Consider the following 16052-nt stretch of genomic DNA (forward strand, 5'->3'; position numbering starts at 1 on the left):
AAATGACATGACCCGAACTGTCGATCTGAATGCCGATATGGGGGAAAGCTTTGGTGCCTGGTCGCTGGGCGATGACGCCGGGTTGCTGGACATTGTGACCTCGGCAAACATCGCCTGCGGCTATCACGCGGGCGATCCTGACGTCATGGCCTCGACGATGAAGATTGCGGTTGCCAACGGCACCGGCATCGGCGCGCACCCAGGGTTTCCGGACCTTCAGGGCTTTGGCCGTCGTCGCATGTCGGTGCCGAATGAGACCCTTGGGAACATGGTTCGCTACCAGCTCGGCGCGGCGCAGGCGATGGCGCGCGCGGCAGGCGGCGAGGTGCGGCACCTGAAACTGCACGGAGCCCTTGCGAATATGGCTTCCGAGAACGTGGAGATGGCCCGCGCCTGTTACGAGGCTGCTTTGTCGGTTGATCCGGAGATCATCGTGATGGTCTTGGCCGGCACTGCGCAGCAGCAGGCGGCGCAGGAACTGGGCTGCAAAACCGCGTGTGAGATCTTCGCCGACCGAGCCTACAACAATGATGCCACATTGGTCGACCGCAGCCTGCCGGGTGCGGTGATCCATGACCCGGCTGAGGCGGGGCGGCGCATGGTGGACATGGTGCGCGAAGGCGCCATCATCACGGCTGACGGTACGCGTATTCCAACGCGGATCGATACCATCTGCCTGCATGGCGACACGCCGACTGCCCTTGCGATTGCGCAGGCTGTTCGCAGCGCGCTGCTGGAAAGCGGCGTCAGCCTTGCTCAATTCGAAGGCGCAAAGGTCTAAAGCCCCGGCAGACCGACCGCCAAGGTCGGTCTGCGCGGTTTTTGAACACATTTCCCTCGCGGTTGCCGCAACGGGCGGCCCGCGGTCCCAAATATCGGGCGTGACGATATCCTTTGATTTCCTTTTGCATCCCGGCGGGTTAACAATCCCGTTGAATAAGCGTCAGCACGAGGGACAGACCATGGATACCCCCACCGCCCCAAAAGCCGGAGCCATGCTGCATTTGCGTGGCAATACCCTGTCCGAGGGCGATCCGGTGGCTCTGCCGCTCACGCAAAGCTCGATGTATCATCTGCCGGGCGATTGGTCGGGGGGACCCAGCTACGGCAGGGCCGACAATGCGACCTGGGAGCATCTTGAGCATGTTCTGGCCTACCTGGAGGACGCGCCGGTGCTGGCCTATCCTTCCGGCATGGCTGCAATTTCCGCGTCGCTCTTTGCCTGCGTCAAGGCTGGAGCCCGGATCCTGATCCCCTCGGATGGCTACTATGTTACCCGTCGGCTGAGTGAACGCTTCCTTGCGCAGCTGGGCGTCGAGGTTGACCAGCGCCCCAGTGCCAGTTTCGCCGAGGGTGGTTTCGCGGGCTACGATGTGGTCTTTGCCGAGACACCTTCGAACCCCGGTCTGGACCTCTGCGACTTGCGCGCCGTTTCGCAGGAAGTGCATGCCGCGGGCGGCATTCTGATCGTCGACAACACCACGATGACCCCGTTGGGCCAGCGTCCTCTGGAGCTGGGAGCGGATGTGGTTGTTGCCTCCGACACCAAGGCACCGGGTGGTCATTCCGATGTTCTGATGGGCCACCTGGCGACCCGGAACCCCGACATCCTTCAGGCCGCGCGCGAGTGGCGTCAGTTTGGCGGTGGCATTCCTGGTCCGCAGGAGGCCTGGCTTGCGCATCGCGGGCTTGAGACGCTGGAGCTGCGGTTTGACCGAATGTGCAATACCGCAGAACTTCTTGCGGAGCGGCTGGCAGCCCATCCCAAAGTGGGCAGTGTCCGCTATCCGGGACTGCCGCAAGATCCTGCGCATGCGCTGGCCAAACGGCAGATGGCGCGTTTCGGGTTCCTGATCTCGCTGACGCTTGACAGTGCCGAGCAGGCCGATGCCTTCATCAACGGCTGCCCGCTGCTGCGCGCGGCGACGTCGTTTGGCGGTGTGCACAGTTCTGCCGAACGGCGCGCGCGCTGGGGGGATGATGTCGCTCCGGGCTTCGTGCGGCTGTCGGTCGGTACCGAACCGGTCGAGGAACTGTGGAGCGCCATCGCGGCATCCCTTGACGCGCTGGACAGCTGACCCTGTCGGGCGCAACCGTCCACTGCAGATTGATTAGAATTGAACGGACCCGAACCGTCGCGGCCACGCCCGACTGGTGTTCGGGGCCGTTGATTTCGCGCGGTCCGCCGCAAAGCATTGAAAGTCTAAAAATATCCCAAGGATAACAAACGTCTACCTTGCTTGCCCGACCTTCTGGCGGATTTGCCGACGTGTCAGCCCTGTCGGAACGCGCAAGCTGGCGAGATTTTTCGCCTGATTTACGATATACGTTTTGTCAGGGAATTCCTGTCTAGGCTGCTCAAATCCCGGATCCATGCCGGAATCCGCCTTGCAGGAGTTTGCCTCGTATGTCCCGTTTGCCGCGTCTGACCAAATTGCCGCTGAAGCTGAAACTGCCGTTGATCATGGTAGCGTTGACCGGCGCCTTTCTGGTGACCGTGTCCTTGCTGGTCTATTCGGTCGCCGAGCGCAGTATCCGTGAAAACGCCTTCTCGGCGCAGGAAATTGAGGCGAAATCCGGCGCCCAGGCGCTGTCCTTCCTGATCAAGGCTGCGCGCTCGGACGTGTCCAGCCTTGCAGGGCAGCCTGCGGTGTTCCGCGCCATCAGCAATTTCGAACGTGTGATCGGCATGGTCGAAGAGGCCGATCCGGTCGCGTATCTGAAACAGACCTATGCAGCGGAGAACCCCCATCCCTCCCATCAGCGGGAGGAGCTTCTGGATGCCGGTGATGGCAGCTACTACAACCAGTCGCATGTGACCTACCATCCTACATTTCTGCAAAGCCTGCGGCTGAACGGCTACCAGGATCTGTACCTGATCAGTGCCGCGGGGCAGGTTGTCTATTCGGTACGCAAGCAAGGCGATTTCATGACAGCGGTTCAGGATGCGCCGAAGAGCGGACTGGCGCAGGTTTTCAACGCCGCGCTGGAGGCCGAACCCGGAACCGTGGTGACCGCGGATTTTGCCAGCTATGCCCATAGTGCCGATGGTGTGGCTGCCTTCATGGCCGCTCCGGTATTTACCAAGAGCAAGAAGATTGCAGGTGTCATTGCCGTGCAGTTCGGAAGCGCGGGCGTTGTTAATGCCCTGACCAGCAATCTGTCGGGGGACAGCCACCAGAACATCTTCGTGGTCAGCGCCGATGGCAAGGCGCGCAGCCCCTCTTCGGTGTCGGGTCTGTTCCCGATCCTTGAACCGCTGGCGCAGACGCCGCAGATCCAGGCTGCCATGGCGCGTGAGCGCGGACAGTTTCTGGCCGACACTTCCAGCCTCGGCAAACCGGCGATCACCATGGTGTTGCCGCTGGAACTGCCAGGTCTCGACTGGTCGCTGGTGCTGGAAACCGATACGCTGACGGCTTTTGCGGCTGTCGAACGGATCCGGTTGACCGCGGCGGTGCTGATCGGTGTGGCGCTGCTTGCGGCTGTCGCTGTCTCCTGGCTGGCAGCGCGCAGTGTGACGCGGCCGGTGCACGGCCTGCGCGAGGCAACAAATGCTCTGGCTGACAGTCAGTATGACACTCTGATTCCGGGGCGGGATCGCGGCGATGAGCTGGGCGATCTGGCTCGTAGTCTCGACAGCTTTCGCGGCAAACTGAAAGAGGCGGATGCGGCAGCTGCCCGCGAGGTGGAAGCTGCGCGCCACACGGCGGCGGTGGTCGATAGCATGAGCGCGGCCCTGGCCGAATTGCAGCGCGGCAATCTGGCCTGCGATATCGAAGTCCCGTTCGATGGCCAGTACGAAACCCTGAGAGAGAACTTCAATCGCAGCCTTTGCCGGTTGCGCAGTTCGCTGGCAGAGGTTGTCGGAGCGGCGCAGAATGTCGGACGGTTCTCCGAGGAGCAGCGCGGTGCGGCCACCGAGATGGCGCATCGAACCGAAAGTCAGGCCGCAACGCTGGAGGAAACGGCGACGGCAATCCGGGACCTGACCGGCAGCATCCGCGCCACCGCGGAGCGGGCCGGCCGGATGGACGAAACCATGCGCGGCGCGCGCACAGAGGCGGAGCAGAGCACCGAAGTCGTGACCTCCGCCGTCGAGGCTATGGATCAGATCCAGGCCGCGTCGGCAGAGATCTCCAAGATTATCAACCTGATTGACGACGTGGCCTTTCAGACCAACCTGCTGGCGCTCAATGCCGGTGTCGAGGCGGCGCGTGCGGGGCCAGCTGGGGCGGGCTTTGCGGTTGTTGCGTCGGAGGTGCGGGCACTGGCCCAGCGGGCGTCCAATGCGGCGGGGCAGATCAAGGCGCTGACCAACGCCAGCGAGGAACATGTGGCCAACGGTGTTTCCATGGTTGGACGCGCGGGTGATGCGCTGAACAGCATCATTTCGCAGGTTGCCGATGTATCCGGCCTGGTCAGTGAGATTGCCGAAGGTGTGCGCAGTCAGTCCCTGGGGCTGGAAAAGATCGATGGCGCGATGCATCAGCTGGACAATATGACCCAGCAGAATGCCGCGATGGCCGAGGAAGGTGCAGCGTCGAGCCAGCTGTTGCAGAACGAGGCGCATAGCCTGTCTGCGGTGGTTGGCCAATTCGAGCTTGGCCATCCAACCGAGGCCGCGCAGCCGGCACCACTTCGTCGTATCGCCTGACCTATCAGGCCGGAAACCGGAGGGCGGCTCATTGCGCGCCCTCCGGTTTTCAGTTCAAGCCACCGTCGGGGCGACTTGCCAATGCAGGCCGTTGCGTCGCAGCAGGTGCTGCACCCGTCCGGGATAGTCGGTGCAGATCGCGTCCACGCCCAGTTCGATCATGCGCGATATGTCCGCAGGCTCGTTTGCGGTCCAGACCACGGTGATCAGGCCCAGTTCGCGGGCGCGGGCCAGGGACTCGGCGGTAATGTCGAGAAAGTAGGGACACCAGAACTGTCCACCAGCCGCGGCCACCTTGTCCGGTAGCTCCAGCGCGGTAAAACCCTCGACCGGGTTGACTGCCTTGGAGGAATCCTCGCCGATGTCGTCGTCATTCTCGGGCATCTGAGTGAGGAAGGAGGCAGGCATCTCTGGTGCCAGCCGCTGACAATCCGCCAGAAGATCCCAGTCGAAACTGTGCAGAACCGTGCGATTTTGAACCTCTGCCGCCCGCACCTCGGCCACCACGGCTTGCACCAGCGTGTTGCGGGCAGTGCTGTCGGCCATCAGGTCAGGATCGGACTTGATTTCCAACAGCAGGTGAACGTCTTGGTGCTGGTCTTGCTGAAGCAGTGTCAGCAACTCCGACAGGCGCGGGATGCGGGTCTGTTCCAGAAACCCCTGATCGGGGAAGCGCATGCCATAGGCGCTGCGGCTGTCCAGCCCGCCCACGTCATAGGGGCGCAGTTCGTCGTAGGTCAGCGCTGACACCTTGGGCGGTGAGCCTTGCAGCCAGTTGCCGTCGCCATCGCGCACCATAGAGGGGGTCAGATGGTGATTGTGGGTGATCACCACCACCCCGTCGCGGGTGGCGGTGACGTCCAGTTCCAGGAGCGAGACACCGGACTGCATCGCGAATTCGAAGCCCGCGATGGTGTTCTCCGGCAGCACCCCGCGCGCGCCACGGTGACCGACCAGACGGATCACGCCCGGCGCGGCAGTGAAGGCGGCAAGTTGGGGAAAGACCATCAGTCTGCCAACCGCTTGCCGCTGGTGGCGTCGAACAGGTGGCTGCGCTCGGCGGGCACCGCAAAGCGGCGCAGCGTGCCGGGCGCATCGGTGGCATGTCCCGGCACGCTGGCGACCAGCGTGTGGTCAGTGCCCTGCAGGCGCCCGTGCAACAGGGTGTTGGCGCCCAGTTGTTCCAGCATGTCGATCTGGATTGCGATGGGGCCGGCTTCATCCGCTTGCAGATGCTCGGGGCGAATGCCGAAGGTGGCCTGGCCGGAATGCTGCCCCATTACGGGCACTTGGGCACCGCCGGGCAGGACGGCTTGGCCGTTCTGGACCTCCGCAGGCAGGAAATTCATCGCCGGGCTGCCGATGAACCCCGCAACGAAGACCGAGGCAGGCCGATCATAGAGTTCGATTGGAGTGCCGAACTGTTCGACGTAGCCGCCATTCAGCACCATCAGCCGGTCGCCCAGCGTCATCGCCTCAACCTGATCGTGGGTCACGTAGATCGAGGTCACGCCGAGGCGCTGTTGCAGCTTTCGGATTTCCAGCCGCATCTGCACCCGCAGTTTGGCATCCAGGTTCGACAGCGGTTCGTCGAACAGGAACACCTGCGGGTCGCGCACGATGGCGCGGCCCATGGCAACCCGCTGACGCTGACCACCGGACAGCTGCCGTGGCTTGCGGTCAAGATACTGTTTGATCTCAAGGATTTCCGCCGCCTCTTCGACGCGGCGGTTAATTTCTTCCTTCGAGAGTTTGCGGATCTTGAGCCCGTAAGCCATGTTCTCGCGCACCGACATATGCGGGTAGAGCGCGTAGTTCTGAAACACCATGGCGATGTCACGGGAGGCGGGCTCCAGTTCGTTCACCCGTTTGCCGCCAATGGCGATCTCGCCCGAGGTCACGGTTTCCAAGCCTGCGATCATGCGCAAAAGCGTGGATTTGCCACAGCCCGAGGGGCCGACAATGACGATGAACTCGCCATCCTTGATGTCGCCTTCGATGTGGTGCAGCACCTCGGTCGGCCCGTAGGATTTCACCAGATCTTTGAGTTGAATATCTGCCATGTCTCGGCGCCTTACTTATCGGTTTCCGTCAAGCCCTGCACAAAGAGCTTTTGCATTGCGATGACCACGAAGACTGGCGGGATCATCGCCAGAAGGGCCGTGGCCATGATGATGTTCCACTGCGGGCTTTGCTCTGCAGCCTCCAGCATCTGCTTGATCGACATCACGATGGTGGTCATCGAGGTGTCCGTGGTGATCAGGAGAGGCCAGAGGTACTGGTTCCAGCCGTAGATGAAGAGGATCACGAAGAGCGCCGCGATATTGGTACGCGACAGCGGCAGCAGGATGTCGAAGAAGAACCTCAGCGGCCCGGCGCCATCGATCCGCGCACTTTCCAGCATCTCGTCCGAGACCGTCAGGAAGACCTGGCGGAACATGAAGGTTGCCGTTGCCGAGGCAATCAGCGGTACCGAGAGGCCCCAGTAGCTGTTGAGCATGCCCAGATCTGCCACCACCTCAAAGGTGGGAAGGATGCGGACCTCAACCGGCAGCATCAGGGTGATGAAGATCATCCAGAAGAAGGTCATCCGGAAGGGGAACTTGAAATAGACGATCGCAAACGCCGACAGCAGCGAAATGATGATCTTGCCCGTGGAGATCATCAGCGCCATTGCCAGAGAGTTCAGCAGCATCAGCCAGACCGGCGCACCCTCCGTGCCGCTGAGACCGGAACCGAACAGGGTCTGCTTCATGTTGGTAAGGAAATGATCGCCGGGCCACATCGGCAATGGGGCCTGGCCCATGCGCAGCGGGTCATGGGTGGCGGCAACAAAGGTGATCCAGACCGGCAGCGCAATGGCGATGACGCCGAGCACCAGCACCAGATGGGTCAGGAAAGTTGCGAAGGGGCGGTTTTCGACCATCAGTATTCCACCTTTCTTTCAACAAAGCGGAACTGGACCACGGTCATGGCGATGACCAGAACCATCAGAACCACCGATTGTGCGGCAGAGCCGCCGAGGTCGAGCCCGACAAAACCGTCGTTGAACACCTTGTAGACCAGGATGGTGGTCGAGGTGCCTGGGCCGCCCTGGGTCACCGCGTGGATGATGCCGAAGGTTTCGAAGAAGGCGTAGACCATGTTGATGACCAGCAGGAAAAACGTGGTGGGGGAGATCAGCGGGAAGATGATCGTCCAGAACCGCCGCGCCGGGCCTGCGCCGTCAATGGCTGCTGCCTCGATTACGGAATTCGGGATCGACTGCATCGCGGCAAGGTAGAACAGGAAATTGTAGGCGACCTGCTTCCAGGCCGCGGCCATGATGACCAGCGCCATGGCCTGATTTCCGCTCAGATAGTGGTTCCAGGTGATGCCCACCATTTCCAGGAAATAGGGAAATATCCCGAGAGTGGGGTTGAACATGAACACCCAGAGCGCACCCGCCAGAACCGGCGCCACAGCATAGGGCCAGATCAGGAGTGTGCGATAGAACATCGCGCCGCGCACAACCCGTTGGGCAAAGCCCGCCAGGATCAGGGCAGTGCCCATCGACAGGGCCGCCACCAGCATCGAAAACACCGCCGTGCGTTGGAAACTGGCGAGATAGTGGCTGTCGGTCAGCAGTTGCTCGAAATTCTCGAACCAGACAAATTCCGTGCCGAGGCCAAAGGCGTCCTCGATCAGGAACGACTGGTACATGGCCTGGCTGGCGGGCCAGAGAAAGAACACCAGCGTGATGATGATCTGCGGTGCCACCAAGAGGTATGGCAGCAGCGAAGAAGGGAAATGCACCCGTTTGAGCATGAAGCCCCCAATCAGAAAAAGCCCTGCCGCCCGAGATTGGGAGCGGCAGGGCCGGGTCGTCAGGATGGATTACTTGGCCGAACGTTCAAAGCGACGCAGCAGGTCGTTGCCGCGTTCCACGGCTGCATCCAGTGCTTCCTGTGCCGTCTTTTCGCCGCCCCACAGGGCTTCCAGCTCTTCGTTGATCACGTCGCGGATCTGCACGAAGTTACCGTAGCGGATGCCGCGGCTGTTGGCGGTGGGGGTGTTCAGGCTCAGCTGCTTGATAGCAGTATCGGTGCCGGGGTTCTTTTCATAGAAGCCCTGCTCCTTGGACAGCTCGTAAGCGGCGGTTGTGATCGGCACATAGCCGGTCTCCTGGTGCCACCAGGCCTGTACTTCGGGCGACGACAGGTAGCTCAGGAACTTGGCAGTGCCCTTGTATTCTTCCTCGTCGTGACCGGCCAGCACCCACAGGGTTGCGCCACCGATGATGGAGTTCTGCGGGGCGTCCGCGATCTTGGTGTCCAGCGGCAGCATGGTCTGGCCGAACTCGAAATCCGCCTGCTCCGAAATCGAGCCGTAGTAGGCGGAGGAGTTCATCCACATGCCGCAGTCGCCATTGGTGAACATCGGCAGGCTGTCGCCGCGGCGGCCACCGTAAACGAACAGACCTTCCTTGCCCATGTCGGCAATGTCGTCCAGACGCGCAGCGACCTTGTCGTTGTTGAAGGTCAGCTCGGTGTCAAAACCGCCAAAGCCGTTTTCCTTGGTGCCGGACGGCAGGTTGTGCCAGGCGGAGAAGTTCTCGATCATCACCCAGGACTGGTAGCCAAAGGAGACGCCGCATTTCATGCCATTGTCGACCAGCTTCTGCGAAGCGGTGCGGACCTCTTCCCAGGTGGTCGGCACGTCGGCACCGGCGGCATCCAGCGCGTCCTTGTTGTACCACAGGACCGGGGTGGAGCTGTTGAAGGGCATCGACAGCAGCTCGCCCTCGGGGGTCTCGTAGTAAGAGACCACGGCGGGCAGGAAAGCGTCGCCGTCGAACGGCTCGCCTGCGTCCTTCATCAGCTGTTCGACCGGGTAGACGGCGCCCTTGGCAGCCATCATGGTGGCAGTGCCAACCTCGAAGACCTGTACGATCTCGGGGTGCTCCTTGGCACGGAAGGCCGCGATCGCCGCGGTCATGGTCTCGGTATAGTTGCCTTTGTAGACGGGTACGACCTTGTACTCATCCTGGCTGGCGTTGAAATCTTCAGCGATCTTGTTGACCCGTTCGCCGTTGGTGCCGCCCATGGCGTGCCACCACTGAATTTCGGTTTCTGCAAATGCGGTGCTACCAGCAACGGCCACGACCGCCGAGGCGCTGAGAATAGATTTGATGGACATGAGCTGTACTCCCAAGGTTGGCTCTGCGCCTAGGTTTTGAGCGAGTCAGCAAATAATTCAAGCAAAAGTTTTTTGACAAATTTCATAACATGATGTTATATGTTGGCGTGAAAATCCCTGTTAAGCGTGGCTAAGCCTTTGAAATTCAGTCTCCGCCAGCTAGAGGCCTTTCAGGCCGTCGCCCGCACCGGATCGGTCACCCGCGCAGCGGAATCCCTTGGTATTTCGCAGCCGGCGGCCAGTCGGCTTCTTTCCGATTTTTCAAAATCAGTGGCGGTGGATCTGTTCACCCGAAAGGACGGAATCCTGATTCCCACCTCCGAGGCCCGCTATCTGCTATCGGAAGTGGGGCGGGTGTTTGACAGCCTGCACCATCTCGAGGAACTCAACCGGGACTTGACCGAGCGCACGGCGGGCCATCTGCGTATTGCCTGCTTGCCGGGCTTTGCCACGGCCTTGCTGCCGAAGTTGCTCGCGGGGTTTCTGGAGCATCGCCCCGGCGTGCGGCTGACGCTGGAGCCGGACCGGCCAGAGCGGATTCTCGAGTGGATCATCGGCGAACAATACGACTGTGGCATAACAGATGAGTTTGCCACCCACCCGGCGGTGGAAAGCATGGACGTGCCGATTCGTACGGTTTGTGTGCTGCCCGAGGGCGATCCGCTTGCCAACCGGGACGCGGTGACCCCGCTGGATCTGGCCGATCGCAAGCTGATCCACACCCGCCGGGACAGCCCGTTCTTCCGCAAGCTCCTGCGGGCGTTTTCCGAAACCGGGGTGGAGATGAACAGCTGGATCGAGGTGCGTCAGTTCTCGACCGCCTGCATCATCGTCAGCCAGGGGCAGGGGGCGACGGTGGTCAGCGCGCTGGATGCGGAGCAGTACCGCGGCCAGGGCATTGCCATCGTACCCTTCGAGCCGGAGATCAATCATCGGCTGTCGATCTTGCGACCGGTGTCAGGCAGTCGGTCGCTGTTGGCGCTGGACTTCCTCGAGGCGTTTGCTGAAAGTCTGAAACCCTTTCGGGCAGAACCGGCCGAGGCCGACACGCAGTCGATCTGAGATCATTCGGCGACGTTATCGCAGGGCAGCGGCCGCGGCGAGGACCAGATCGGCGGCGTGTGACACGCGGGCCGACAGGGTGCGGCCGCGTCGGGTCGCCAGCCAGAGCTCGTGCCAGCGCCGCTCCGGCAACTGGACCACCTTGAGGCGGTCCTTCTGCCCAAACGCTTCTACGCCGCTCCGGGGCAACAAGGTGTAGCCAATCCCTTGGGCGACTGGTGACGGAATTTGTCCGATCTGGTTCACGTAGCCGCGCACCTTGATCCTGTCCGAGCCGGGATAGGCGTCGGGAAAGTTGCGATGCAAAAGGTCGTCGGCGTAGGCAAATCCATCGGGGTGCGCGATGAAGCCACGCGCGTCGAGATCGGCAAAGCTTGGCGGTGTGTCTGCGGCGTCGGCGGGCAAAAGCAGGCAAAGCTCCTCGCGCCCCAGCTGCACCGCGTCCAGCCGCGCGTGCCCCGGGTCCGCCCCGAGTATGCCGAGATCAAAACGTGCGTCCAGCAATCCATTCAGAATGTCCGATTGCGGCGCGGCCTGAAGGTGAATGGACAACTCGGGGGCCTGCTGCATCCAGGGCACTAGCTTTGGGTACAGCAGCATGGCGAAGCTACCGGAGCAGGCGATGCGCACATCGCCCGCGTCCTTGTTGTCGGTTTCGATTGCTTCGCGCAGCGCCTTTTCCTCTTCCCGCCGTGACAGGCCGAGGGCAAACACGGCCTCGCCCGCCGGGGTGAGGGTGAAACTCTTGCCCTGCTGAGTGATCAGAGCCTGGCCGAGCTGAAGTTCCAGCTTTCGCAGGTGTTGTGAAACGCCCGGCTGCGTCATGTTCAGCCGGGCTGCGGTGCGGGTGAAATGCCCGGTTTCACAGAGGGTGGTGAACGTGTTGAGCCAGGTGGCATTCAGCATCAGGGTAAAAACAATCTGTTATGATTTCAATTCTGAATGATAATTTCATATTTGGCAGCGCGGTGTCTACCTCAGCGTTACGAAACGCAAATGGAGATCATCGAATGACCCCGACACCCCGAACGTTTTCTCATATCGGCCTGTCCGTCCCGGATCTGGAGGCGGCGGTCAAATTCTACTCCGAGGTCCTTGGCTTTTACGTCGTGATGCAGCCGTCTGAGGCAGTCGAGGACGACAGTGCAATCGGCATGATGTGCACCGATGTTTTTGGCCCTGGATGGGGGTCCCTCAGGATCGCGCATCTCGCGACCGCGGACGGCATTGGCATAGAACTCTTTGAATTTCCTGAGAACTACGCGCCGGAGAACAATCTGGACCACCGTCGTCACGGCACGTTTCACTTTGCCATCCAGGACCCGGATGTTGAGGGGCTCGTCGAGCGCATCGTCGCGGCGGGTGGGCGTCAACGCATGCCGGTGCGGGAATATTTTCCGGGCAAGAAACCCTACCGTATGGTCTATGTCGAAGACCCCTTCGGCATTGTTTTCGAGCTGTACAGTCACAGCTACGAACTCACCTATTCCGCAGGTGCCTACGAGTGACGTTGCGGGGCAGGAGGCGGCCAGGGTCGCCTGCCTGCCCTTGGGCGGGTTCAGTGATTTCCGGTGGCCGGGGCGGCCAGCGGCTTTGGTGCCGGAAACAGCTCGGCCATCGAAATTGATCGGCCCGTGTCCAGCACGATCCGTGCGTGTTCACGACACAGCTGCCGAGGGCCTTCGACGCCGCAACTGTGCGCGATGATGTCCAGCTCCTTGGACATGTTTTGCGCATATTGTGCCACGCGGACCGATTTGCTGGCGGGATCCAGCCCGTATTGCAGCCGCGGATCATGGGTGGTGATACCGGTGGGGCAGGTGTTCTTGTTGCACTGCAGGGCCTGGATGCAGCCAAGCGCAAACATGAACCCCCGCGCCGAAACCACCATGTCGGCACCTGCGCAATAGGCCCAGGCCACTTCCGACGGGTTGATCAGCTTGCCGCTGGCACAAATCTTGATGCGGTCGCGCAACCCGTATGTGACCAGCACGTCGACCGCCAGCGGCAGGCTTTCACGCAGGGGCATGCCCATGTTGTCGATAAGGCTCATCGGCGCGGCGCCAGTGCCGCCGTCAGCGCTGTCTATGGTGATGAAATCAGGGGCACTTTCGACACCGCGTATCTGAATTTCCTGGCACAGCGTGCGCAGGAACTCTGGACTGCCGATCACTGTCTTAAGGCCGGTCGGTTTTCCCGTCGTTTCGCGGATATGGGCGATCATGTCCAACAGTCCGGCCACATCGGCGGCCTCCGGGTGTCGGTTGGGGCTGATCGCGTCAAGCCCTTCGGGGATACCACGGATCGCAGCGATTTCGGGGGTGACCTTGGCGCCGGGCAGGATGCCGCCCTTGCCGGGCTTGGCGCCTTGGGAGAGTTTCAACTCGAACATGCGTACAGTTTCGTGCGACGCCACCGCCCGCAGCTTGTCGTCGTCAAAGCCTCCAGCAAGATCCCGCACGCCAAATTTACCTGTGCCGATCTGGAAAACGAGGTCACAGCCGCCCTCCAGATGGTACGGGGACAGACCGCCTTCACCGGTGTTGAGCCAGATACCGGCCTGTTTCGCGCCGCGTGACAGGGCGCGCACGGCGGGAACGGAAATGGCACCGAAACTCATACCCGAGATGCAAAAGACCGCATCGGTGCTGTAGGGATGACGGCTGTAAGGGCCGAACGTCAAAGGCGATGCAGCGCTGTTGTGGGCGAGGTCAGGAAAGGCACTGTTGACGAAATAGACGGTACCGGCCGGGCGCAGGTCGCGGGTGGAGCCAAAAGCCACCGTGGAGTCTACATTCTTGGCGGCACGGTAGACCCAAGACCGCTCGGCGCGGTTGAAAGGCATCTCCTCCCGGTCAAGGGCGAAGAAATATTGGCGAAAGAATTCCCCCAGATGTTCAAACAGATAGCGGAAACGCGCAAGAACGGGGTAGTTGCGGCGCAGGGTGCTGTCCGTCTGGGTCTTGTCGCGGATGTAAAGCACCACCAGGGTCAGCAAACCCAGGCCAATCGCAAAGATGAAGGTGAAGGCGAGGATCTCGAGCAGGGTCAACGCGGTGCCGGAGGGCTGGGGCATGGGGCTGTTGCTCCTTTGAGGCTGCTGGCGGCGACGATGCCCGAAAGTGCCGCCTCGAAGCGATTGGGCCGCAGGCGATGCCGGGGGCATGCCAGTAGGAAACGGGGTGGCTTGATGAATGTTCCATGTCGGGCGGTCGGTTGCAACGCCGACTGTTTGCGATGCTGCCGCCACCGTCCGGTGAATGCGCCGGAGTTCACGCAGTTTCGGGGTGAACGGTAGTATCGTGTCGGTAATCTGGAATGACGCTTCTGTCGACGGTGGGGCTTGCGTCCGGCCAGTATATCCGGTTTACCGCGCCGTTGGGAGGAGGCCGCACGAATACGAGAGACTCGGATGGCCGACAGACAGACATCGGGTGCCGCAATCACCTTCGAGAACCTGGAGAAGTCCTTTTACAAGAAGGGCACAGGCCAGGTCAAAGCGCTTGAGGGCGTAAACCTTGACGTGCCTGCGGGCACGATCACCGGAATTATCGGACGCTCCGGCGCTGGCAAGTCTACGCTGCTGCGCATGGTCAACGGGCTGGAACAGCCGACCTCCGGCACAGTCACCGTTGCCGGGCACGACGTAGGTCGGGCGGGGGCCGCAGAGCTGCGACGTATTCGGCGTGATGTCGGCATGATCTTTCAGCATTTCAATCTGCTGAGTTCGCGCACGGTCTATGGCAACGTTGCCCTGCCGCTGGAAATCGCTGGCCTGCCGAGTGCAGAAATCAAGCCGCGTGTTGATGACCTCATCGCCCGAGTTGGTCTGGAACAGCTGAGTGGACGCTACCCGGCGGAGCTGTCGGGCGGTCAGAAACAACGCGTTGGGATCGCGCGGGCGCTGGCCACCAAACCCAAGGTTCTGCTGTCGGACGAAGCCACCTCGGCGTTGGACCCTGAAACCACCCAAACGGTTCTGAAGCTGCTGGCCGATATCAACCGAGACCTCGGCTTGACGATCCTGCTCATCACGCATGAGATGGCGGTTGTGCGCGACATTGCCAGCCATGTGGCGGTGATCGATGGGGGGCGGATTGTCGAGGCAGGCACGACCTACGATGTATTCGCGGACCCGAAACATCCGACGACACGATCTTTCCTCTCTGGCATAACCGGTATCACCCTGCCCAGTTTTGTTTCGCACCGTCTAAAGGCGGAACGGCCGCAGGGGCACAGCGAAGAGGTGATCCGCATCACTTTTGCCGGGCGTCATGCTACCGATCCGATGCTGGCCAAGCTGACGTCCGAGCTGGGCATCCCCGTTAACATCCTCGCCGGAGCGGTCGAGGAGATCGGCCCGCACCCGTTTGGCAATCTCTTGGTTTCGGTCGAGGCAGACCGTGGCCCCGAGGCCCGCGCCTATCTGGAACGTCACAACCTGCTTACGGAGGTTTTGGGCTATGTCGGCTAATCTGATCAATATGCTGATCGAAGCGACCTTGCAGACGTTGTACATGGTCGCGATCTCCGGTCTGCTGGGCACGCTGGTGGGCCTGCCCGTCGGCGTCTATCTCGCGGTCTCGCAGCGCGGAGAGCTGCTGTCTTCGCCGCTGGTGAACAAGGTGCTGGGACTGGTGGTCAACGCCGCGCGTTCGGTGCCGTTCATCATCCTGGTGGTGGCGATCATTCCCTTCACCCGACTGATCGCGGGGACCTCGATCGGGACCACGGCTGCCATCGTGCCGCTGACCATCGCCGCCGCGCCCTTTATCGCGCGACTGGTGGAAAATGCGATCCGCGAGGTGGACAGCGGGTTGATCGAAGCGGCGCGCGCCATGGGGGCCACTCCGTTCCAGATCATCCGCAAGGTCCTGATCCCCGAGGCTCTTCCCGGTATCACGCTGGGCCTGACGCTCGCCGTGGTCAGCCTGATCGGCTACTCGGCCATGGTCGGCGCCGTCGGTGGTGAGGGGCTTGGGGATCTGGGCATTCGTTATGGATACCAGCGCTTCATGCCCGAGGTCATGCTGGCGGTGGTCGTCATTCTCATCGTTCTGGTCCAGCTTGTGCAGTCCCTGGGTGAGGGGCTGGCCAGACTGGTCGACAAACGCGCGCCGCGCAACCGTGGCCGCTGATCTGACAACATGCAGCA

Annotated in this window: 14 protein-coding genes; 7 read left to right on the top strand and 7 right to left on the bottom strand. The window is 61.6% G+C overall.

Annotation, left to right across the window (positions count from 1 at the left end):
- The first annotated feature begins 7 nt into the window (after positions 1-7).
- From AB9K35_RS09825 to AB9K35_RS09835, 3 genes are all read left to right on the top strand, one after another.
- Positions 8-781, top strand: a complete 774-nt coding sequence (locus tag AB9K35_RS09825) for a LamB/YcsF family protein (RefSeq protein WP_369925680.1) — start codon at positions 8-10, stop codon at positions 779-781.
- 181 nt (positions 782-962) lie between these two features.
- Positions 963-2078, top strand: coding sequence for a cystathionine gamma-lyase (locus tag AB9K35_RS09830; protein ID WP_369925682.1), 1116 nt, complete (start codon positions 963-965; stop codon positions 2076-2078).
- Positions 2079-2407: 329 nt separating this feature from the next.
- Positions 2408-4657, top strand: a complete 2250-nt coding sequence (locus AB9K35_RS09835; RefSeq protein ID WP_369925684.1) for a methyl-accepting chemotaxis protein — start codon at positions 2408-2410, stop codon at positions 4655-4657.
- A 54-nt stretch (positions 4658-4711) separates the two neighbouring features.
- Here AB9K35_RS09835 and AB9K35_RS09840 read toward each other — a convergent pair whose 3' ends face one another.
- The 5 genes from AB9K35_RS09840 to ugpB form a co-directional block, all read right to left on the bottom strand.
- Positions 4712-5665, bottom strand: a complete 954-nt coding sequence (locus tag AB9K35_RS09840; RefSeq protein ID WP_369925686.1) for a glycerophosphodiester phosphodiesterase family protein — start codon at positions 5663-5665, stop codon at positions 4712-4714.
- Entirely contained in the window at positions 5665-6720 is a 1056-nt protein-coding gene (locus AB9K35_RS09845) for a sn-glycerol-3-phosphate import ATP-binding protein UgpC (RefSeq protein ID WP_369925688.1), read from the bottom strand. Before AB9K35_RS09845 ends, AB9K35_RS09840 begins: the two co-directional genes overlap by 1 nt.
- An 11-nt stretch (positions 6721-6731) precedes the next feature.
- Entirely contained in the window at positions 6732-7583 is an 852-nt protein-coding gene (gene ugpE, locus AB9K35_RS09850) for a sn-glycerol-3-phosphate ABC transporter permease UgpE (RefSeq protein ID WP_369925690.1), read from the bottom strand.
- Complete coding sequence (gene ugpA / locus AB9K35_RS09855) at positions 7583-8464, bottom strand: sn-glycerol-3-phosphate ABC transporter permease UgpA (protein WP_369925692.1); 882 nt, start codon at positions 8462-8464, stop codon at positions 7583-7585. Before ugpA ends, ugpE begins: the two co-directional genes overlap by 1 nt.
- A gap of 69 nt (positions 8465-8533) precedes the next feature.
- Positions 8534-9835 (bottom strand): sn-glycerol-3-phosphate ABC transporter substrate-binding protein UgpB, encoded by a 1302-nt coding sequence (gene ugpB, locus AB9K35_RS09860; protein ID WP_369925694.1) that lies wholly within the window; start codon positions 9833-9835, stop codon positions 8534-8536.
- Between the two features lie 138 nt (positions 9836-9973).
- Between ugpB and AB9K35_RS09865 the strand changes: the two genes are divergently transcribed.
- Positions 9974-10897: a LysR substrate-binding domain-containing protein gene (locus AB9K35_RS09865; protein WP_369925696.1), complete on the top strand. Its 924-nt coding sequence runs from the start codon at positions 9974-9976 to the stop codon at positions 10895-10897.
- A gap of 15 nt (positions 10898-10912) precedes the next feature.
- On the opposite strand, the gene AB9K35_RS09870 is transcribed toward AB9K35_RS09865, so the two are convergent.
- Positions 10913-11803, bottom strand: a complete 891-nt coding sequence (locus tag AB9K35_RS09870; RefSeq protein WP_369925697.1) for a LysR family transcriptional regulator — start codon at positions 11801-11803, stop codon at positions 10913-10915.
- Positions 11804-11907: 104 nt separating this feature from the next.
- Here AB9K35_RS09870 and AB9K35_RS09875 point away from each other — a divergent pair, with 104 nt between their 5' ends.
- Positions 11908-12405: a lactoylglutathione lyase family protein gene (locus AB9K35_RS09875; RefSeq protein WP_222455502.1), complete on the top strand. Its 498-nt coding sequence runs from the start codon at positions 11908-11910 to the stop codon at positions 12403-12405.
- Positions 12406-12455: 50 nt separating this feature from the next.
- Here the strand turns inward: AB9K35_RS09875 and AB9K35_RS09880 are convergent, their stop codons facing one another.
- Positions 12456-13973, bottom strand: a complete 1518-nt coding sequence (locus tag AB9K35_RS09880) for an FMN-binding glutamate synthase family protein (protein ID WP_369925699.1) — start codon at positions 13971-13973, stop codon at positions 12456-12458.
- Between the two features lie 336 nt (positions 13974-14309).
- Between AB9K35_RS09880 and AB9K35_RS09885 the strand changes: the two genes are divergently transcribed.
- Complete coding sequence (locus tag AB9K35_RS09885) at positions 14310-15371, top strand: methionine ABC transporter ATP-binding protein (protein ID WP_222455504.1); 1062 nt, start codon at positions 14310-14312, stop codon at positions 15369-15371.
- A complete protein-coding gene (locus tag AB9K35_RS09890) occupies positions 15361-16035 on the top strand; it encodes a methionine ABC transporter permease (RefSeq protein ID WP_222455505.1) in 675 nt (224 codons plus the stop codon). The genes AB9K35_RS09885 and AB9K35_RS09890 overlap by 11 nt, the downstream gene beginning before the upstream one ends.
- The last annotated feature ends 17 nt before the right edge of the window (positions 16036-16052 follow it).

The sequence above is a fragment of the Leisingera sp. XS_AS12 genome, assembly GCF_041224635.1.
In the GTDB taxonomy this organism is placed as follows: Bacteria; Pseudomonadota; Alphaproteobacteria; order Rhodobacterales; family Rhodobacteraceae; genus Leisingera.